Source organism: Chitinophaga sp. YR573 (assembly GCF_900110995.1).
Lineage (GTDB): Bacteria > Bacteroidota > Bacteroidia > Chitinophagales > Chitinophagaceae > Chitinophaga.
In genome coordinates, this window is sequence record NZ_FOJF01000001.1 from 2,120,509 (window position 1) to 2,142,753 (window position 22,245).

Below are 22,245 nucleotides of genomic sequence, written 5' to 3' on the forward strand. Positions count from 1 at the left end.
TTTACATCATATACTTTAGTTGTATATCACGTAAACCCATACCCATGAAGGGTTTCCATAATTATTAATAAAAAGTATTACAGATAAAAAGACCCCTGAAACGCCATTTACAGCCATTTCCTAAGCCCTCTTGCCACTCAACATCCTATTGAACCTTCTATAGACATGATTAACTTTAATTAACACTCACCCTTCCCTATCAGCACTCTCATTTATTAAATTTGCCCGGGTTTAGCCCTACAATTTAAACAAAAGCAAGCACATGGCCGGCAATAAGAAGATCCTGAAAACTATAATCTATCTGGCAGTAGCAGTAGCCATCGGAATTTTTATCTATAAAAGAGCAACTAAACCAGGTGACCCTGCAACAGCCGCTAAATCTCAAACCCGCGGCAGTGGCGGAAAGAACCTGTTGGTAGATGCTTATATCGTTAAAACCAGCTCGCTCAACGAAACCATAGAAGCCAGTGGTACCCTTCAAAGTAATGAAGAAGTACAGGTACAACCAGAGATTACCGCCAAAGTAGTAGGCCTCTTTTTTAAAGAAGGTACCAATGTGGCTAAAGGAACATTACTCGTAAAACTATACGATGAAGACCTGAAAGCACAGTTACAGAAACTGGAATTACAACAACAACTCTCCAAAACTACCCTCGAACGTCAGGAGAACCTCCTGAAGATCAACGGTATAAGCCGGCAGGATGTAGACGTTACCCGCAATCAGGTGAGCGCCTATGGTGCAGATATGGAATACACACGCACCCAGTTACAGAAAACAGAACTTCGTGCCCCCTTCAGCGGAAGACTGGGTTTACGCAATGTTAGTTTAGGTGCCATCGTGTCTCCTGCCACTATTATTACTACACTCCAACAGATCGACCCGCTTAAGGTAGACTTCTCCGTTCCTGAAAAATACCGCACCGCTATCAAACAAGGTGATGTCGTAGACTTTAAAGTTGCAGGAGACCTCCATACTTATAAAGGTAACATCTATGCCATGGACCCTAAAATCGACCTGGCTACCCGTACTATAAAGATCAGGGCCATCGTTCCCAACACAGGAGAACTGCTTCCGGGCTCTTTTGCCAAAGTACTCATCGCTCTGAAAAATATGCCCGACGCTATTATGGTACCTACCCAGGCAGTAATTCCCGGCACAAGAGATAAAAAAGTAGCCATCGCAGACAGCGGCAGGGCTAAATTCGTCATAGTAGAAACAGGTATTCGTAACGCAGACAACGTACAAATCACCAGCGGACTCCGTGTAGGGGATACAGTAATTACCAGCGGCATTTTACAACTGAAGCCCGGAGTAGCATTAAAATATAATAAGGTAAAATAATGAGTCTACCCTCTCTATCACTCAAACGTCCTGTATTCGCCATCGTTATGAATATCATCATCGTGATATTCGGCGTTGTGGGATTCAATTTTCTGGGAGTAAGGGATTTCCCCGCCATAGACCCACCTATAGTGAATGTACGTACCTCATATGCCGGTGCTAACTCAGACATTATCGAAACACAGATCACAGAACCACTGGAAAAATCCATTAACGGGATTGCCGGTATCAAAAATATATCTTCCAGCAGCAGCCAGGGTTCCAGCAATATCACCGTTGAATTTGAACTGGGTATAGACCTCGAAGCTGCGGCCAACGACGTACGCGATAAAGTATCTCAGGCACTCCGTAGCCTTCCGCCTGATATCGATGCTCCTCCCGTTGTTTCTAAAGAAGACGCTAACTCTGATTATATTCTCTCCATGACCGTACAAAGTAACGTACGCAACCAGCTGGAGATAACCGAATATGCGAATAACGTATTACTGGAAAGACTGCAAACCATTCCGGGTGTTAGCTCCATCCGTATACTGGGAGAGAAGAAATATGCCATGCGCCTCTGGATGGACCCGGCTAAACTCTCTGCCTACAGCCTTACTCCTACAGATGTTCAGACTGCCCTCACCAAAGAAAACGTAGAACTGCCTTCCGGTAAAATTGCCGGTAATGCAACGGAACTGACAGTACGTACTTTTGGTCGTTTAAATACAGAAGATGATTTCGACAACCTGATTATTAAAAACGTAAACGGGAATGTAATCCACTTCCTGGATGTTGGTCAGGCCATACTGGGACCTGAAAATGAAGAAACCATCCTCAAAGAATCCGGCGTTCCGATGGTGGCCCTCGCCCTGTCTCCTCAACCTGGTTCTAACTACGTGGCCATAGCCGATGAATTTTACAAACGCTATGATCAACTGAAAAAGGATCTTCCTGCCGATATTACTACCAACATCGCTATCGATAATACTAAGTTTATCAGGAAATCGATAGAAGAAGTGGAAGAAACCCTCATTGTGGCACTGGTACTGGTAATCCTTATTATCTACCTGTTCTTCCGTGACTGGCTTATGGCTTTCCGCCCGTTAGTAGACATCCCGGTATCTTTGATAGCGGCCTTCTTTATTATGTACGTCTGCGGATTCACCATTAATATATTAACACTACTGGCTATTGTACTTGCAACCGGACTGGTAGTAGATGATGGTATCGTAGTAACAGAAAACATCTATAAGAAGATAGAAGCTGGTATGCCCCGTATGCAGGCTGCTAAAGAAGGTTCAGAAGAAATCTTCTTCGCTGTAATCGCTACTTCCATCACTCTCGCTTTCGTATTCCTTCCCATCGTATTCCTGCAGGGGTTCGTAGGGCGCTTATTCCGGGAATTCGGGATCGTGGTAGCTGGTGCCGTGTTGATCTCTGCTTTTGTATCCCTCACACTAACGCCTGTACTGAATGTAAAGCTGGGCCGTAAAACGCACAAGCACTCCTGGTTCTATGAAAAAACAGAACCCTTCTTTACAGGAATGGAATCGGGTTACCAACGTGCACTGGAAGCATTCATGCGTCTGCGCTGGGTAGCTACACTTATCATATTAGGCTGTCTGGCCCTCATATATTTTGTGTTCAGGTCTTTACAATCGGAACTGGCTCCCATAGAAGACCGCAGCCAGTTTCGTCTTTCCATCAGTGCTCCTGAAGGGACTTCTTATGATTATATGGAACGCTACATGGATGGTCTCACACAGTTCATGGTAGATTCTATACCGGAAAAGAAAATCCTCATCACGGTAACAGCACCGGGCTTTGGAAGCACCGCCGTTAACAGTGGTTTTGCCAACGTAGTACTCACAGAACCTCACGATCGTCTCCGCTCTCAGAAAGAGATCGTGAACATGGTAAATAAAAACATGTTCCGCTTCCCCGAAGGGAAAGTATTCGCGATAGAACAACAAACCATACAGGTAGGTCGCCGTAGCGGGCTCCCCGTATCCTTTGTATTACAACATATCAATTTCGATAGTCTCTCTGCCGTGCTGCCGCAATTCCTGGAAGAGGCCTATAATGATCCCACCTTTGCCGGTGTGGACGTAGATCTCAAATTCAATAAACCGGAATTACGTTTGCAGATCAACCGCGCGAAAGCAAGCGAATTAGGTGTATCAGTAGATGATATCTCACAAACATTACAATTAGCATTAAGTAATCTGCGATACGGTTACTTTGTAAGAAATGGTAAGCAATACCAGGTAATGGGACAGGTATTCCGCGGTAACCGCGATAAACCTACCGACCTGCAGAACTTCTACGTACGTAACAGCCGTGGAGAAGCTATTCAGTTGGATAACGTGGTAACGATAGAAGAGGAGACAAGTCCGCCTATCATCTACCACTTCAACCGTTATAAATCAGCGACCGTCTCTGCCAGTCTTGCCCCTGGTAAAACAATCGGAGACGGTATCAGTGCCATGTACCGCATCTACGATAAACTCCAGAAGAAAGGTGTTCTCAACGACTCTTATGTAGCGGCACTCTCCGGCTCTTCAAGAGACTATGCGGAAAGTGGTTCCAACACCATGTTTGCACTCATTCTGGCGCTTGTACTCATTTACCTGGTACTGGCTGCACAGTTCGAAAGCTGGGTAGATCCATTCATTATTATGCTGACGGTTCCGCTGGCCTTTGCAGGTGCGTTATTCTCTTTGTGGTTATTTGGCCAGACCTGGAATATATTCTCACAGATAGGTGTAATTATGCTGATAGGATTAGTAACCAAGAATGGTATCCTGATAGTGGAGTTTGCGAATCATAAACGTGATGAGGGTGCAGATAAAGCATCTGCCGCCATACAGGCATCAACTATGCGTTTACGCCCTATCCTGATGACCAGTCTGGCTATGGCCCTGGGCGCATTGCCTATCGCCCTGTCACTGGGTGCAGCGGCTACCAGCCGTATCCCATTGGGGATTGTGATTGTAGGGGGGATTGTATTCTCTCTCATCCTCACCTTATTTGTAATACCGGCCATGTACACGTTCTTATCAAGAAGAAAACAGGGTGGAGAAAAAGAAATGGAAGAAGAAGAAGAAAGGACTGCTGTTACTGTACACTAATCAGAACACTCACATGAAACGTATATTGCTATATTTCTTTTTACTGTGCACATTTACAACACAGGCGCAAAAAATACTCACGCTGGAGCAGGCTATAGATCTGGCGTTGAAGAACAACTATGATATCCGCCTGGCACAAAACGATGCAGCTATCACAGCTAACGATTACGCGTATGCGAACTTTGCGTTCGCTCCACGTGTAAACGGTACTGCATCCAAAGTATGGAACACCACACAAACCAAACAGGAGTTTCTTAACGGTTCCAAACGTGATACCAGTGGTATTCATAGCAGAAACTTCTCTGCCAATGTAAGCCTTTCATGGACACTCTTTGATGGTCTTAAAATGTTTGCCACCCGTCAGAAGCTGGAAGCTATGCGCAACCTGGGCGAGCTGGCAGTAAAAGATCAGCTGGTGAATAGTGTTGCCAATATCATTGCCGGTTATTATAACATTGTGCAGCAAAAACAACAGCTGCGTAATGTGTCCGAACAGATGTCTATTTCAGAAGAAAGAGTGAAACTTTCGGATGCAAAATTCCAGACTGGCTTAGGTCCTAAAACAGACTGGCTGCAATCCAAAGTAGATTACAATGCACAGAAAGCAGCTTACTTAAGACAACAGACATTAATAGAGCAAAGCAAGTCCGCATTGAATCAGTTAATGGCAGTAGAAGCAGGTAATACCGGTTACGATGTACAGGATAGCATTCCGTTGAATATGTCATTATCTTACGGAGAACTGCGTCAGCAGATCTTACAAAAGAACACTGGTTTATTGGTGGCACAACAAAACCTCACCGTATCTCAGTTACAATTAAAAGAAAGTAAAGGGGATTATTTCCCGGTCATTAATTTCAACTCCGGATATAATTATTCCCGTGTTAATTCTAATGCTGCTACCAACTCTTTCAGTCCGGTATATAACCAGAACGGTGTATTGAACTATGGGTTCAGTGCAACCATCCCCATCTTCAACGGGTTCAATGTAAAGAGACAGGTGCAGGATGCCCGGCTAAATGTAGATTATCAGCAGCTGATGCTGGAAAATACACGTACTAAAGTAGCCCTCTCGCTCAGTACTGCTTTTCAGGATTATGAATACTATAAAACAGCCGTAACGCTGGAAGAAGAAAATATGTTACTGGCCAGAGAAAATGTGATGGTAGCGCTGGAACGGTTTAAACAGGGTGTATCCACTTCTATAGAATTAAGGGAAGCACAGCAAAGTCTGGAAGATGGGTTTAACCGGTTGATCAATGCCCGGTATAATATCAAATTAGCGGAAACACAATTGCTACGATTAAACGGGACGCTTATAAATTAATTTTTGGGTGCAGGGCTTCGCCCTGCAAAAACCCTCCCAATTTTTTTGTGATGGAGCGAAGCTCCACCACAAAAAAATTGCTTAATTCTCTTCTTCTTTCTTCGCAGGATTAGCCTTTTCCTGTTGATACTGCTGGAAGCTTTGTTTGATATATAACAGCAGGTCATATTCCGAAGCATCCATTATAAACTGGTATCCCGGACGGAAACGATGCATAAAGGTATCCAGGTCATTCCCGTTCAATTTGGTCATACGTTCCACCAGTTCCGCATTATACCGGTAATCAATGAATTTCTCTTTTTCCCAGTATACCAGCTGTTCCTGAAAATGCTCCTTACGTTTACGCGCCTTGCTGGGTACAAGATAAGTAAGCGCTGTAATAGGATTAGAGGGTAATGTTTTCAGCACATCCATCGCACCAGGCTTATGGTAATTAAAATACTTCCCATACTCCTGACGGATAGAAAGGGAATCCTGGTGATAATCCTTTGAACGGATCTGCACTTCCTGCAAACCAAATATGCGTTTGGAAAGATATACGTTGATGAACATGGAGGTAGTAGGCACTGATAATTCCTTCCTGTAAAAACTGAGCATGGAAAATTCCAGCGAATCTCCAGGCATCGCGTCTATAGAAAAACGGCCACTTTCGTTCGTTACTGTACCACTCCGTGTACTTTTATTGATAATTGTTACTCCCGGAAGACCTGATCTTGTGTCTGCATCTGCCACCATACCAGATACTTTCACCTGCGCATTAGCTTGCTGCAGACAGAATAACAGGTAAAAACATAATGCTCCGATGCATCCGGTAAGTCTTTTAATTCGTCTAGGCATCGCCCAAATTTACTTTTCCCTGCGCAAATAAAACGTTAAAAATTGTCCACAACTGATATCCCGTATGCGATAACGGGTTATAGACATTCGACTATATTACTATCTTTATTCCTTATTTCAAACACTATGCCTCATAAGATCATATTTGCGACTCAACGTTACCAGTACCTGAAAAACAAGTTATTAGCCCTGGCGCAATGGGAAGAAGGGATCATAGATATACGGGATTTCCCGGATGGAGAGCATTATCATCGCATAAAAAGTGAGGTAGAAGGAAAAGAAGTAATATTAGTAGGAGGTACTATTGATGATAAAGAAACATTAGAATTATTTGATATTGCCCATGGCTGTATCCAGCAGGGAGCTGTGTCCCTGAACATAGTAATCCCCTTTTTCGGGTATTCTACGATGGAGCGGGCTGTAAAAGAAGGGGAAATCGTAAAGGCGAAAACCCGGGCCCTCCTGTTCTCCGCATTACCCCAAACCGCTACAGGCAATAAAATTATGATGATAGACCTGCACGTAGATGGTATCACCTATTATTTTGAAAAAGGTATCCGTCCGGTACACCTCTACGGTAAAGACCTGGTAAAGGAAGCTGCCCTGGAACTGGCCGGAGGCCGCCCCTTCGTACTGGCCAGTACAGATGCCGGCCGTGCTAAATGGGTAGAATCCCTGGCCAATGACCTGCACGTACAGGCAGCTTTTGTGTTCAAAAGACGCATTTCCGGAGATGAAACCCATATTACCGCTATCAGCGCAGACGTAAAAGACAAACCCGTTATTATTTATGATGATATGATCCGCACCGGAGGTTCCCTCATTCATGCTGCCCAGGCATACATCGATGCCGGTGCATCTGAAATATCTGTCATCACTACTCATGGTATTTTTGCCGGTAATGGTTTTCAAAAGATAAAAGACAGTGGGATCATCAAAAAAGTAATCTGTACGGATACCCATCCCAATGCATTAGCTATTCACGACAATATGCTCGAAGTAAAATCAGTAGATAAGATTATTGTTGCCTGTTTTCTCTAATCACTTCACAGACATTCCATTGGCAAGGTGTTTGTTGTAACGCCAACGGAAATCGTGCTGTACAAATAGATAATGATGTTAAGTTTTCGCTTCATTGAATATGGTAGCACTGCCTGGCATGACATGGTATCTCTACGGGACATTGTTCTGAGAAAGCCGCTGGGACTCACTTACACAGAAGAATATCTTCAGAAGGAGATCAATGATCAACTACTGGGATGTTATACAGATGAATTATTATCCGGCTGCTGTATTCTTACACCATTCGATGATACAACGGTACAATTGCGGCAAATGGCCGTGGACAACGCATTTCAGGGACAGGGAATTGGTCGCCAACTAATACTGTTTGCAGAACAACAGGCAAAAAATAATGGATTCACTCATCTCATGATGCATGCACGCAAAGAAGCAAAAGGCTTTTATGAAAAATTAGGATACAGCGCTAAAGGCGCTGAATTTGAGGAAGTTGGCATACCTCATTATGAAATGAGTAAAGAATTATAACAGGGGGAATTAATAAAAATAACAGCCTTTCTCATTGTACTGCCCATTTCGATTGTATTATAATTGGACCTAGATATCATACGATAAGACGGACACGGAAACCCGTCTAAAAAAATTTGTAACCTAATCTTTCAATATAAGATGAGAAGCCATGTACTTAACTGGTTATGGCTGTGCTGTGCCTTTTTCTGTAGCATTAGCCCTGTAATAGCCAGTACAAGCGTTAACCAGCCCCTGTTGAACCTTACGTACTTTCAGCAGAAAGATACGACCGTTAAGCCAACAGCAGCGCCCGTAGTAATCACTCCCAACACAAACAAAGACACTACCGGTAAAGGCAAAACGGACTCTGCCACTGTAACCAAACAGGATAGTTCCAAACCTGCGACCACAGCAGCTAAGGATACTACTGTAAACCCTACCAGCGATACTGCGCTGATAGTCCCCGCTGACTCTAATACGCTTAAAAAAGAGATCGGTCAGTTCACTATTAAAGGCGTGGTAAAAGAGCCCGCAGGTACTCCCATTCCCGGCGCAAAAATAATGAACGCTGCTACGAAAGAAGCAGTGGCAGCCGGTGCAGATGGTAAGTTCTCTATAAAAGTATCTTCAAAAGATACCATCAAAGTATCCGCTGTTTCATACGGCGAACAATCGATCCCCATCACTTCTCACGATTCACTAAAGATCACACTCACATCTGCATCCACCGGTAAAAAACAATTACAGGAAGTAGTAGTGACTGCACTGGGCATCCAGAAGAACCCACGTTCTGTAGGATATGCAGTGGAAGAAGTTGGTGGCAACGCCGTACAGGAAGCGAAAGAAGTCAACTTCGTAAATGCATTGACTGGTAAAGTACCTGGTCTGCAAGTCAATACCAATACCGGTTCTATGGGTGGATCTACCAAGATAACTATCCGTGGTCCCAAATCTATATTAGGAGATAACAATGCCTTTATAGTAGTAGACGGTACTCCTATTGTAAACAATAATACCAATGCTGCCGGACAACAGAATGGTGGTGGTGGTTACGACTTTGGTTCCTCTCTGCAGGATATCAACCCCGAAGATATTGAGAACATTTCCGTATTGAAAGGTGCTGCTGCTACTGCCCTGTATGGTAGTCGCGGTGCAAATGGTGTACTGCTCATCACTACTAAAAAACGTCCGGATGTCCCAGGTGGTATAGGCGTTACTTATAGTATCAATGCACAGGTGGACCAGGTGTCTGTATTACCTAAATACCAGAACGAATACGGCGGCGGTACCGGTGGTAAATTCGATACGCTCTATTATAATCAGCACCCCGAAGGATTCATCGACGAAGCACATGCTACCTACGATGACAACAATGGTAAGGGTCGCTATGATCTGCTGGTAAAATATGCAGATGATGCTTCATGGGGGCCTAAATTATCAGGACAACTGGTACGTCCCTACTGGTCATGGGATAAAGATAAAGGCAATCCTTACTTCGGACAAACAACTCCATGGGTAGCGCAGCCCAATAATGTGAAAGATTTCTACAGAACGGGGATCACACTCACCAACAATATTGCACTAGCCGGAAATGATGATAAAGGTTCCTTCCGTTTGTCTTACGGAAATATGAATCAGAAATTTATATTGCCAGGTGCGTACATGACACGTAACAATGTTGCCTTCAGCGGTAACTACGAAGTGGCAAAAGGATTAACAGGAACAGCTTCCATAAATTATAGTATGCTGGATGCAAAAGGTAGGCCCGGCACAGGTTTTACCGGACCTAACCCAACCCTGCAGTTCACTATGTATGGTCAGCGCCAGTTAGATAACGAAATGGAAAAACGTTATCAGTATGCAGACGGGTCACAAATCACCTGGAACAGAAAATCATGGAGTGATCCCACACCGGCATCCAGCAATGGGCCATACTGGCTCCGCTACATGGATTATGAATCAGATAGCCGTAACCGGTTGTATGGAAATGCAGGACTGGACTATGAAGCAAACAAATGGTTAAGTTTCAGTGGAAGGGTATTTATGGATGATTACAATACACTGGAAGAAGAAAGGACCGCCAAAGATTACTTTGTAGGTGCTTATACCAAACGTGTTCGTACTTCCCGGGAAATGAACTACCAGTTAACCGCTAATATAAAAGCAGATATTTCCCATGACCTGAAATTTAATGCATTAGTGGGCGGTAATGTCATGCACCGTAAATGGACTACCACAGGTGGTTCCACTACAGGTGGCCTGATGATCCGGGGTGTATATAATCTGAATAATTCTGTACAGACAGCCATCCCCATCGATGAGTTTTATGAAAAGCAGATCAACTCTACTTTTGCAACTGCATCATTTGCATATAAGAACCTGTTGTTCCTTGATCTGACCGGCCGTGCCGACTGGAGCTCCAGCCTCATAAGTAAAAATAATCCTTACATATATCCTTCCGCTTCTACAGCCTTTGTATTTTCAGACCTGCTGAAAAACTGGAAATGGCTCAGCTTCGGTAAGCTACGTGCAAGTGTATCTATGGTGGGTAATGATACAGATCCTTACCAGATCTATGATACTTATGATTTCATACCTCCTTTTGGCAGTAACCCTGCAACACAGTTGTCTTCTACCAAATACAACCAAACACTCAAGCCTGAACGTAGCCGTGAATATGAAACAGGGATACAGGCTAAATTTTTTGACAATCGTATTGGTATAGATTTTACTTATTATGATCGTGTTACAAAAGATCAGATCATTCCTTTACCCGTTTCTTCTGCTACCGGATTTGTAAATACGATCGTAAATGGTGGTAGTGTACAAAACCATGGTATAGAAGTAGGTGTTGATCTGAATCCTGTTCGCCTGAAGAATAGCTTCCGCTGGGATATCAGGGCTAACATTGCACGTAACAGGAACAAACTGCTGAACCTCGATATCGATCAGTACAATACCTCTCTTCCTGTATTATTAATCGGAACAGACCGCCGTACACAAAAGGTATCCGTAGCCGCTTATGTAGGCAAACCACTGGGTACATTACTGGGTACAGATTATGTGTATAATGACAAAGGACAAAGGATAGTGGGAGATAATGGTATTTATATGATTACACCCAGTCCTGTTCCTATCGGGAACGCCTATCCTGATTATACAGGTGGTGTAACAAACTCCTTCTCGTATAAAGGTATTTATCTGTCTGCCCTGGTAGACTTTCAGCATGGTGGTGATTTCTTCTCATACACCAACATGTATGGTAAAGGGTCCGGTCTGCTGGATATTACAGCAGCCAATGGCGTACGTGAAAAAGGTATCATTGCAGAAGGTGTAACAGCTGATGGCAAGCCAAATGAGACAGTACTGGATGCCGCTACCTACTTCCAGAGCAATGAAGGTAAACTGTTAAGCAGGGCCAATCTGTACGACGCCAGTTATGTATACCTGCGTGAAGTGAAACTGGGTTATAACCTGCCTGCATCATGGTATAAAAAAGTACATGCGCAGAATGCCCGTCTTTCTTTATACGGACGTAATCTGTGGCTCATTAAATCAAATGCACCCAATGTGGACCCATCCAACATTCTGAACTCTGCTTCGAATGTACAGGGTATAGAGGGTGGTGCATTACCATCTGTAAGGTCATATGGAGTTAACCTGAACATTTCATTTTAAAATTTATGAAGATGCTTAATCGAATGCTAAAATATAGTTGTCTTATTTTATTATCCGGCCTCATTTTATCGGCCTGTAATAAACTGGATGATATCAATCACAACCCGACAAAACCAACCACCTCAGATCCTGTTTTCCTGCTTACAGGTGCAGAAAAGAGTGCGATGGACATTTTGTACAGCACACTACAGAACGGTTATTTCGGGATGCATTATGCACAATACTGGTCTGGTAATGCAAGAGTGGCAGACAGTCAGTATGCAATAGACGAAGGCAATAACACCGCCTTCTGGACCGCCTTGTATAAATCATTATATAACCTGCAGCAGATCATTCAGCTGAATAATGCAGCCAGCGTCGCCAATCCGGCAGCCGTTAATCAGAATGCGATTGCAACAATCCTTAAAGCATGGTTATTTCAGATCCTGACAGATACTTATGTGAATGTGCCTTATACAGACGCATTAAAATTAAGTACGAACATTGCTCCGAAATATGATGATGCAAAAAGCATTTACAGTTCACTGGCAGATACACTACAGGCACAGATAAATCTACTGGATGAATCAAAACCAACTTTTGGTGCAGGAGATGTTATTTATGGGGGAGATGTGGCTTCATGGAAAACACTGGCGCATTCATTACTGTTGCGTATGGCTATCCGTATGGCAGATGCCGATCCTGTAAAAGCACAAGGTCTTATAGAGGCAAATTACCAGGCTGCAATGACCAGCAATGCTAATAATGCAGAAGTTATCTATCCGGGAGTTACTCCTAACAGGTTCCCTATGGATGAAACAGAGAGGTCTATCATTGACTTCTTTGTAAGCAGCACACTCGTAGATTATATGAAAAGTGTGAATGATCCGCGGTTGCCTGTATATGCAAGACCTACAAAGAACAATCCTGCAAATTATGTAGGCTTGCGTTATGGAACTACCGCAAATGATCCGTCCAGGACATCACTGACAGCAGATGATCTATCTTTTCCTGGTACTAAGATCTATTCTTCTGCCATGCCCGCTATCTTAATGTCTTATCCTGAAGTAGAATTCATCCTGGCTGAAGCTGCTGCACGCGGTTATGCCGTAGGTGCTGATGCTGCTACTCATTATACAAATGGGATTAAAGCATCTATGGATTTCTGGAGCATTACCACAGGTGTAGATGAATATATTGCCGGTGTTCCTTACAATGCTGCCGACTGGAAAAATGTAATCGGCACTCAGAAATGGCTGGCATTATATCCACAGGGATTCCAGGCATGGTTTGAACGCATCCGTCTGGATTTCAAAAAACCAGGTGGTGATTCATTATTCCTGGCGCCTTACAATGGATCTTTAGACCCTAATGTACCGTTTGTACCTTACCGTATTACTTATCCTACCGGCGAGCAAACGCAGAACAAAGCCAGTTATGATGCAGCGGCGGCAGCAATTGGCGGAGATACCAAAGGCACTAAAAACTGGTGGTTGAAATTCTGATACTTTTCTTAATACACAATAGATCAACAATCAATCGTGAATCCCGGGTAAACGCCCGGGATTTTTTTATACTTTTGCGGATCAACGGGAAGTACATGCGAAAGAAAATTAGTCTGCTGGCTATATGCCTGCTTTGGAGTATTGCACAATTGTCTGCACAGAAATTAAATCAGGCTTACCAGAACTGGTACACCTACTTTGGTACAGCACAGCTGAATAAACACTGGTCTATCCCCTTCGATTTCCAGGCGAGGATTCGCAATGGCATCAGCGATAAAGGGCAGATCCTGAACCGTGCCGGCCTGCAATATATGCCTGGCACAAAGGCGGGCTATCTGTTGGGATATGCGTACGTAACAACCTACAGTGACGGCGCTGCTGCCTGGTTCCCTGAACACCGTATATACGAGCAGTTTATTTATAAACATACCGTATCTAAATTTGCGATGACGCATCGGGTACGGCTTGAAGAACGCTGGGTAGGGCAGAAGATTGCTACGCATGATGATGTACAAAGCTGGAGGTACGGTAATCGCCTGCGTTATTTTAACCGCACACAATTTTCTATCCGTAAAGGAGAGAAGGTCACTCCATTCTACATAGCATTGCAGAACGAGTTTTTCATGAACCTCTGGAACAATGAGATCAACGATAAATTTATAGATCAAAACCGTTTTCTCATCGCAGGGGGATATGCGCTGAAGCCCAATCTGAAACTGGAAATTGGTTATATGAACCAGTTCATACAACCGGCAAACGGAGATCAGACAATGAATCACATTTTACACCTTGCAGTGTTCCATAACTTCTCCTTATAAAAGGCTCAGACGGGTAGTGACCCAGTTTGATTTTTGGGTGTAGGGCGAAGCCCTGCAAAACCATTTCAATTTTTTTATGATGATGCAAAGCATCATCATAAAAAAATTGATCATTATATAGTATATAATTTCTTGTTTCTAGGGAATATTATTCTTCGCTAACCTGCCAAACTCCTTTTGTTCCGCTTCTGTTTCAAAAGCGCTGGTAGGCACCAGGAAAAAATTCTTTTTACCACGATAAAGAAAGAAGAAGTTTTTTGCTTCTATCACCTTGGTAAAATTACTCCAGGATAATTCTCTTTGAGATTCGCTGCTGCGTGTAGAAATGATGATCCCTTCTTCAGAGTAACGAAGGCGGATATCGTCTTTGAAAGTAGCGGCTTTATTGTAGATAGATACTGGCAGAAGATACCAGAATACGAGTGTAATCAATACGATCATAGCAGCAATACCCAGCATAGCACCAACAGTCACTATACTGTAGGCATATCCTGCTACTGCAACTACCAGTAGAATAAACAGTGTATTGCGGAAAACTTTCGTTTCACCCTGCTGCATGAAATGATAGCGCAATGCATTCAATACATCCTCCTTATTATAACTAAACTCCAAATGCATTATGGCAAGACAACAATTTATTTAGTAACGGGAAGAGTCATCTGACTTTCCATATCATCCCTGACACTTACAGGAGCATATTTTTTATGGTTGGCTACAGGCTGCTTCTTAGGAGTAGCGGCAGTGTTTGTACCATCTGTGAGATCATCCTCACTTAAACCTGGAAAATTATTCTTTACGAACTGGAAATACTGCTGCAAGGTTTTAGCATCCACTTTAAAAGGAAAGGCTACCTCTTTTCCGGTTGTTTTCAGCGTTTCGCTGTTATTTACACGGGATTCGTTCTGTAAATACCATTTATACAGATCAAGGACCCCTTTTTTCAGTTCTTCTTCATACATTTTATCACCATCCTGGTCCTTGGGCAACATCCATACGTATTCCTCTACCCGGCTGGTGGGACGCATATTTTTGTTTGCAGCCTTATCAGAACTATCGCAGTTAGCGGTTTTACACCCATTAGCTGACTTTTCCCCCTCTTTTTCCTTCCCCTTCTCCTTTAGCTTGTCATTCTCTCTTTCCTTCCTTCCGCTGGCGGCGTTTGCTGATGCGGCTGTGGCAACCACTACCAACAGCAGAAACAACAGCTTTTTCATCATATGATAAATTTGTAAGACTAAAAATACAAAATCCAAATTATAAAACCCAATCTAAAGTGCCCCAAAAACAAAAGCAATGGTTTACCCATTGCTTTCGAGAGTCATTTTTACGTGCATGAGGATTCATGCCTGTAGTAATATTTGGTTTTTCATAGGACAGTAACCATTATAAAATTAATACAAAAACAAATATAAATAAAATTAATAGCGACACAGATACCAATATATTGGTCAGAAATATTCCATTTTATTAGATCAATGAAGGTAAAAAAAGAAAAATATTGAAGATTTGATGAAAATTCGGACTTTATGTTGTAACATGTAATAGAATTAGAGTCGGGAATAACATTTATCAGCCAACGATGTCAACAACAGGTAACAAGAGCATGTACATGCTAAAACAAATAAACAATAAAAATAAAGGAAGAGTTCTCTAAAAAATAAGCAGGACGCTGATTTTGGGAAAAAAGTAAGGGCACCTGGAAAGGCGCCCTCAATTTGTTACTATCCTATGAAAACCCTATTTGAATACAAATGTAAGGGCATGTTATTTTTCTTTGAAATTTTAAGGCCTCAATAACAAATCATTAACAAAGAGCTCGTTACAAGAAACGCTGAAACAAGCCACCACACTCACTTTCAGCGAATCTCAAAATTTGGCTAAATTTGTTAATTTACCTGAAAACCATGCTGTTAAGGCTATTCCGGCCTTCTTTAACACACTTATAACACATTTAAAAGAAGCAATATGCAGCACCAGCGGCCTCATCTCCTATGAATTTTCTGTTGCTTAACCCGCCAAAAAAATATATTTTTATTGCATATGAGTGAAAAGTAACCTTTTAAGTAGTTATTCGTTTCTCTATGGAGAATGGCCTAATGCTTGTACATTAAGACTAATAAAACCCGGGCGGGCAGTGCATTTTTTCGAATCAAAAATGAATCGCATGCATATTTATCTAACAATGTGACTTATTACCGAAAAATTTATACATTTGCGACAACCGGAACAATGCTATTTTAATGCTCAATAAAATCTACAATTCCTTCATCGAAAAGAAAGCAAAGGGTGTCAAATCTTTTGCCGTTCTAATTGATCCGGACAAGGTAACACCTTCTGGAATAACCGACCTGGCTGCAAAATGCATTGCTGCAAAGGTTGATTATATCTTTTTGGGCGGTAGTCTTGTAATCACTCATCACCTTGATGAGTGTGTGCAGCAGCTGAAAAGCAGCTGTGACATCCCGGTAGTTTTGTTTCCCGGAAGCCCTTCCCAGGTTTCCCGTTACGCAGATGCTTTGTTGTACCTGTCCGTTATATCAGGCCGTAACCCGGAATTACTCATTGGTCAGCACGTTTTATCCGCCCCTGCGGTAAAGAAAAGCGGCCTGGAAGTAATTTCTACCGGTTATATGGTCATTGACGGCGGCGCCCCAACCACTGTTTCATATATCAGTAATACCACCCCCATCCCTGCAGACAAGGACGATATCGCCATGTGTACAGCTATTGCCGGTGAAATGCTGGGTATGAAAGTAGTGTATATGGACGCTGGCAGCGGTGCCCGCAAAGCCATCACCGAAAGCATGATAGCCCGCGTATCCAGCCAGGTAAGCGCCCCTATTATTGTTGGAGGCGGTATCCGCGACGCTGAAAAAGCCTACCTCAACTGCAAAGCAGGCGCTGATATCATCGTAGTAGGGAACGCTATTGAGAAAGATACCTCTCTTATCAAAGAAATCGCTGACGCAGTGCATGCCGCACCCGTCTTTAAATAATTCTTTCTGTAAAGAAAAAGAGAAGGCCCGCAAATGCGGGCCTTCTCTTTTTATACAATTATCTTAGAGACTCATCATTTCCTTAAACTTCACTGCCTGCCGGCGACTCACTTCAATCTTTTCTCCTCCCCGCATTTCCAGCAATAATCCCCCGTTAAAGTAAGTATCTATCTTCTCTATCATCCGCAGATTCACAATATGCTTACGGTTCGCCCTGAAAAAGGTCCGTTCGTCCAGTCGCTCTTCCAGCGCATTCAAAGATTTCAGGATCAAAGGTTTATTCCCTTCAAAATACACCCTGGCATAGTTACCCACACTCTCAAATAAACGGATCTCCTGCAATTTCACAAACCAGCAACGGTCTCCGTCTTTCACAAATACCTGGTCGTTCTCAGAAAGGATAGTACGGATAGCCCCCACTTCCGCCTGTCTTTCCTTCTCTTCCAGCTGATGCAGCTTATGAATCGCATCCGCCAGTCTCTTCGGCTCTATAGGCTTTAACAGGTAATCCAGCGCATTATATTCAAAGGCCTTTAAAGCATGCTCATCGTAAGCCGTCGTAAAAATCACCTGCGGGGCCTTTTCCAGCTCCGCCAGCAGGTCAAATCCTGTCTTGTCAGGCATCTGTATATCCAGGAAAAGAAGGTCGGGATGCAATGTTTCTATCTTCTCCAAACCATCTTTCGCATTTACAGCTTCCCCTACCACCACTATCTCCGGATGATCTGCCAGTAATTTCTTCAGTTCACTTCTGGCCAGGCGTTCATCATCAATGATTAAAGCTTTTTTCATGAGCTACTCTATTTAAAATAACGGCATTACTACTTTAGCTTCTACCGTTTCATCGTTTTTGTTATAAATATCGAAGGATGCTTTTTTGCCGTATAGCAGGCTTAACCTTTGCCGGGTACTTTGCAGACCAAACCCATGCTCCGACCGCTCTTCCATTATTTGCCCTGTATTTGCCACCGTGATCTCATGCTGCATATTCTTTACATAAGAGCTTATAATCACAGTTCCACCTGTAATAGTACGGGAAATACCATGTTTAATCGCGTTTTCGACCAATGTCTGCAACATCATAGGAGGAATAGGCAATACCAGCGTTTCCTGGTCAATGTTATACCTTACCTGCAATCTTTCCTCAAACCGGATCGTTTCTAATGCAAGGTAATCCTTTACTATGTTCAACTCATTTTCCAGACTAACGGTTTCTGCCTTTTCCACCTGCATAGAGCTTCGCAGGATGTTAGACAGCTCTGTAATAGCTGTTCTGGCTCTTTTAGGGTTCTCATCCACCAGCGCTCTGATACTGTTGAGGGCGTTAAAAATAAAGTGAGGGTTCAGCTGCGCCTTAATGGTTTTCAGCTCCAGCTCCTTTACCGTACTCTCCAGTTTCAGTTTATCTACCTGCGCATTGCCGCTCCTTTCTATATAGTGCCATACAAAGTAGATCAACCACCAGATGGCCGTAATCAGGAACATCGATAACAGGTAGTTCACCGTTTTCGTATCCGTAAATCCCTTTTGCTGCCAGGAATGACGAAAAAAGTTCCCTACAATGATATACTCAACATAAATAAAAACCCCGGAACTCACCGTTAACAGGATAAAGAGCAGCATCTGCGCCTCATAACTGTACTGGAACCAGTTGATCCGCACCAGGATACTCCTGGAAACATGCGTAGCCACCAGTCCGCAGCCCATAATAAGCAACAGATTGATTACGTAAGATGTTTCTACATCACCCGCAAATGAATAGGCAAAGAAGATATTGACCACGAAATAAGCCAACCACCCCAGCAACTGACACCACCAATATTTTGATATTCGTTTAAACATCTATCCTGAAATTAGTAAACTACTCCTACATTTCAAAAATAGCGTTGCAGGCCCCCCACCTGAACCCAAATGTTATGAGTGGGTGAGCAGATGTGCAGATGTGATAATGTGCAGATGAATGGATTCTGGACATGTGCGCATTAATCTGTATTTTTGCTCATTAAAATCCTGCATCCAATTAGTATGAATATAACGCCGGGCCCCCTGTTGGGCAAGATCGAAACCCCTACGGACTTGCGGAAGCTGAGCAAAGAACAGTTGCATGAAGTGAGCGAAGAGCTCCGCCAGTTCATTATTGACGTGGTAAGCGTACATGGTGGGCACTTTGCGGCCAGCCTGGGAGTGATTGAACTGACCGTAGCGTTGCATTACGTATTTAATACTCCCTATGACCAACTGGTATGGGACGTAGGACACCAGGCTTACGGACATAAAATACTGACCGGCCGCCGGGACGTATTCCATACCAACCGTAAGTACAAAGGTCTCAGCGGCTTCCCTAAAAGGGATGAAAGCCCTTACGATACCTTTGGAGTAGGACACTCTTCCACTTCCATCTCCGCTGCCCTGGGTATGGCCATCGCTTCCAAATACAAAGGAGAAGCCGATCGTCAGCACATTGCTGTAATAGGAGACGGTGCCATGACTGCCGGTATGGCCTTCGAAGCCCTCAACCACGCAGGAGTTGCCAATGCGAACGTCCTCATTATCCTGAACGATAACTGCATGTCCATAGATCCGAATGTGGGCGCGCTGAAAGAATATTTAACAGACATCACCACCTCTCCAACCTATAACAAGCTGAGAGACGATGTATGGCATATGCTGGGCAAACTGCCTATAGGCAAACGCTTTACCCGCGATATGGCTTCTAAACTGGAAGCCAGTCTCAAAGGTGTAGTGTCCAGCTCCAGTAACCTGTTTGAAGCACTCAAACTGCGTTATTTCGGGCCTATCGACGGTCATAACATCATCAAACTGGTAGATACCCTTCAGGACCTGAAGGACATCCCTGGTCCAAAACTGCTGCATATCGTTACCACCAAGGGTAAAGGCTATGCATTGGCAGAAAAAGATCAGACCACCTGGCATGCTCCCGGACTGTTCGATAAAATCACCGGAGAGATCTTCAAAAAAGTAGTGGAAACACCTCAACCGCCCAAATACCAGGACGTTTTTGGTCATACCCTCATAGAACTGGCAGAGCTGAATAAAACCATCATGGGTATTACGCCGGCTATGCCTTCCGGCTCCTCCCTCAAATTCATGATGGAACAGATGCCGGACCGCGCCTTTGACGTGGGAATCTGTGAACAGCATGCCGTTACCCTTTCTGCCGGTCTGGCTACCCAGGGTATGCGTGTATTCTGTAACATCTACTCTTCCTTCTTCCAGCGTGCTTACGACCAGGCACTGCATGATGTAGCCATTCAGAAGCTCCCTGTAGTATTCTGCCTGGACCGTGCCGGTGTTGTGGGAGAAGACGGACCTACCCATCATGGTGCTTATGACATTGCGTACATGCGTTGCGTGCCTAATGTGATCATCAGTGCACCAATGAATGAGGAAGAAATGCGTAACCTGATGTATACTGCCCAGCTGCCAACCATGCAGCAGCCTTTTGTGATCCGTTATCCGAGAGGACAGGGCGTAATGCCGGAATGGCGTTTGCCGTTCAGGGAAATAAAGATCGGTACCGGCCGTAAGGTCCGCAGTGGTAAGGATATTGCTATCCTCTCCCTCGGTCATCCGGGTAACTTCGTTACGGAAGCATGTAAAGAACTACTGGCAGATGGCTTACAACCGGCCCATTACGATATGCGTTTTGTGAAACCACTGGACGAAGCCCTGCTACATGAAATATTCAGCGAATTCGACAAAGTGATCACCGTTGAAGATGCCGCTATCACCGGCGGATTCGGTAGCGCTATCCTCGAATTCATGGCACAACATGGCTATAAAGCCAGTGTACGTATCCTGGGTATCCCAGATCGTATCATTGAACATGGCAAACCGGAAGATCTGCACCGCGAATGTGGTTATGATGCTACCGGTATCGCTAAAGTTGCCAGGGAAATGCTGAAAGACAAAATCACAGTTACCGCCTGATAAACCGGCTCCTAAAGGAGTTTGATCAAAGAGCAATGTTTTTATGATGGTGCTAAGCACCATCATAAAAACATTGAAGGGATTTTGCAGGGCTTCGCCCTGCACCCAAAAATCAAACGATGAACGAATTGTATCTACGTCTCCGGATAAAAGAGATTATCAAAGAAACAGCTGACGCATTTACTTACATCCTGGAAGGTGAACCTTTCACCTATCTCCCGGGGCAGTTCCTTACCTTCCTGATCAATTTACATGGTACAGAATACCGCCGTTCCTATTCATTCAGCTCTACCCCCGGTATTGATCCTTTTCCCGCCGTTACAGTAAGAAAAAAAGAAAATGGAGAAATCTCCCGGCACATCCTGCGCAACTGGAAAACAGGAGACACCATCACCTGTATACAGCCTTCCGGCAGGTTCACATTAAATGAATACAGGAACAAAAGAGATATCTTTTTATTCGGCGCCGGCAGTGGTATCACACCTCTTTTCTCTTTACTGAAACACATCCTGCATACCGAACCGGATACACATGTAAAACTAATCTACAGCAACACCTCTCACGAACGCACGATATTCTACAGCCAACTGCAAAAACTGGAAGAGCAATTCAGCAGCAGGTTACATGTAATGTATTTCTTCAGCAATGACAACGAAGAAAACAAGTCAACTTACAGAAGACTTAGCAATCTGTTATTAGAGCCCCTCGTAAAATCGCAGATGCACTTTAATAATTCAGATGCACAATTCTTTGTATGTGGCCCACCTGATTATATGCGTATGATTATGCTCACGCTCACCTTCATGGGCTTTGCAGAAGAGCAGTTGCACAAAGAGAACTTTGTAGTAAACACCTCTCCTCAGTTAGCCAGGATGGGCAAACCGGATGATAATACGATAAAGGAAGTATTGCTGAAAACAAACAAGGGAGCGTATCATTTATCTGTACCAGGCAACATGACAATATTAAATGCTGCACTGGCACAGGGGCATTCTCTTCCATACAGCTGCAGGGGCGGAGTATGTGGTTCCTGCACGGCCCGTTGCACTGAAGGGAAAACATGGATGGCCTGGAATGAAGTATTAACAGATAAGGAACTTGCACAGGGGTTTATACTTACCTGCACAAGTTATCCGGTCACTCCATCAGTCGTAATCGAAATTTGACTA

At 43.7% G+C, this 22,245-nt stretch carries 16 protein-coding genes; 11 read left to right on the top strand and 5 right to left on the bottom strand.

Features of this window, described 5'->3' with window-relative positions; genetic code table 11:
- Positions 1-262: 262 nt before the first annotated feature.
- Genes BMW86_RS08900 through BMW86_RS08910 form a run of 3 tightly spaced genes read left to right on the top strand, consistent with a single transcriptional unit; the run spans position 263 to position 5,782 of the window.
- The gene (locus tag BMW86_RS08900) at positions 263-1,342 is read left to right on the top strand and encodes an efflux RND transporter periplasmic adaptor subunit (RefSeq protein ID WP_089780989.1); all 1,080 of its coding nucleotides are present in this window, start codon (positions 263-265) and stop codon (positions 1,340-1,342) included.
- Positions 1,342-4,455, top strand: a complete 3,114-nt coding sequence (locus BMW86_RS08905) for an efflux RND transporter permease subunit (RefSeq protein WP_089780990.1) — start codon at positions 1,342-1,344, stop codon at positions 4,453-4,455. The genes BMW86_RS08900 and BMW86_RS08905 overlap by 1 nt, the downstream gene beginning before the upstream one ends.
- Positions 4,456-4,468: 13 nt before the next feature.
- Positions 4,469-5,782: a TolC family protein gene (locus BMW86_RS08910; protein WP_143056532.1), complete on the top strand. Its 1,314-nt coding sequence runs from the start codon at positions 4,469-4,471 to the stop codon at positions 5,780-5,782.
- An 81-nt stretch (positions 5,783-5,863) separates the two neighbouring features.
- Here the strand turns inward: BMW86_RS08910 and BMW86_RS08915 are convergent, their stop codons facing one another.
- The gene (locus BMW86_RS08915) at positions 5,864-6,619 is read right to left on the bottom strand and encodes a carboxypeptidase-like regulatory domain-containing protein (RefSeq protein ID WP_089780994.1); all 756 of its coding nucleotides are present in this window, start codon (positions 6,617-6,619) and stop codon (positions 5,864-5,866) included.
- A 126-nt stretch (positions 6,620-6,745) separates the two neighbouring features.
- On the opposite strand from BMW86_RS08915, the gene prs reads away from it, so the two are divergent.
- From prs to BMW86_RS08940, 5 genes are all read left to right on the top strand, one after another.
- Entirely contained in the window at positions 6,746-7,660 is a 915-nt protein-coding gene (gene prs, locus BMW86_RS08920; protein WP_089780997.1) for a ribose-phosphate diphosphokinase, read from the top strand.
- A gap of 72 nt (positions 7,661-7,732) precedes the next feature.
- Positions 7,733-8,167: a GNAT family N-acetyltransferase gene (locus BMW86_RS08925; RefSeq protein WP_255372882.1), complete on the top strand. Its 435-nt coding sequence runs from the start codon at positions 7,733-7,735 to the stop codon at positions 8,165-8,167.
- A 141-nt stretch (positions 8,168-8,308) separates the two neighbouring features.
- On the top strand, positions 8,309-11,827 hold the full coding sequence (locus tag BMW86_RS08930; protein WP_089780999.1) for a SusC/RagA family TonB-linked outer membrane protein: 3,519 nt from the start codon (positions 8,309-8,311) through the stop codon (positions 11,825-11,827).
- An 11-nt stretch (positions 11,828-11,838) separates the two neighbouring features.
- Entirely contained in the window at positions 11,839-13,311 is a 1,473-nt protein-coding gene (locus tag BMW86_RS08935) for a SusD/RagB family nutrient-binding outer membrane lipoprotein (RefSeq protein WP_177189202.1), read from the top strand.
- A gap of 95 nt (positions 13,312-13,406) precedes the next feature.
- On the top strand, positions 13,407-14,129 hold the full coding sequence (locus BMW86_RS08940) for a DUF2490 domain-containing protein (RefSeq protein WP_089781003.1): 723 nt from the start codon (positions 13,407-13,409) through the stop codon (positions 14,127-14,129).
- Between the two features lie 138 nt (positions 14,130-14,267).
- On the opposite strand, the gene BMW86_RS08945 is transcribed toward BMW86_RS08940, so the two are convergent.
- Together BMW86_RS08945 and BMW86_RS08950 are read right to left on the bottom strand one after the other, a co-directional pair.
- The gene (locus BMW86_RS08945) at positions 14,268-14,747 is read right to left on the bottom strand and encodes a YcxB family protein (protein ID WP_089781006.1); all 480 of its coding nucleotides are present in this window, start codon (positions 14,745-14,747) and stop codon (positions 14,268-14,270) included.
- A 17-nt stretch (positions 14,748-14,764) separates the two neighbouring features.
- Complete coding sequence (locus BMW86_RS08950; RefSeq protein WP_089781008.1) at positions 14,765-15,346, bottom strand: hypothetical protein; 582 nt, start codon at positions 15,344-15,346, stop codon at positions 14,765-14,767.
- A gap of 1,023 nt (positions 15,347-16,369) precedes the next feature.
- On the opposite strand from BMW86_RS08950, the gene BMW86_RS08955 reads away from it, so the two are divergent.
- Positions 16,370-17,125 (top strand): phosphoglycerol geranylgeranyltransferase, encoded by a 756-nt coding sequence (locus tag BMW86_RS08955; protein WP_089781010.1) that lies wholly within the window; start codon positions 16,370-16,372, stop codon positions 17,123-17,125.
- A 63-nt stretch (positions 17,126-17,188) separates the two neighbouring features.
- On the opposite strand, the gene BMW86_RS08960 is transcribed toward BMW86_RS08955, so the two are convergent.
- Positions 17,189-17,917 (bottom strand): LytR/AlgR family response regulator transcription factor, encoded by a 729-nt coding sequence (locus BMW86_RS08960; RefSeq protein WP_089781012.1) that lies wholly within the window; start codon positions 17,915-17,917, stop codon positions 17,189-17,191.
- Between the two features lie 12 nt (positions 17,918-17,929).
- Positions 17,930-18,967, bottom strand: coding sequence for a sensor histidine kinase (locus BMW86_RS08965; RefSeq protein ID WP_089781014.1), 1,038 nt, complete (start codon positions 18,965-18,967; stop codon positions 17,930-17,932).
- Positions 18,968-19,150: 183 nt separating this feature from the next.
- Between BMW86_RS08965 and dxs the strand changes: the two genes are divergently transcribed.
- Both dxs and BMW86_RS08975 read left to right on the top strand, forming a co-directional pair.
- Positions 19,151-21,076, top strand: coding sequence for a 1-deoxy-D-xylulose-5-phosphate synthase (gene dxs, locus BMW86_RS08970; protein WP_089781016.1), 1,926 nt, complete (start codon positions 19,151-19,153; stop codon positions 21,074-21,076).
- Between the two features lie 119 nt (positions 21,077-21,195).
- Complete coding sequence (locus BMW86_RS08975) at positions 21,196-22,242, top strand: ferredoxin--NADP reductase (protein WP_089781019.1); 1,047 nt, start codon at positions 21,196-21,198, stop codon at positions 22,240-22,242.
- The last annotated feature ends 3 nt before the right edge of the window (positions 22,243-22,245 follow it).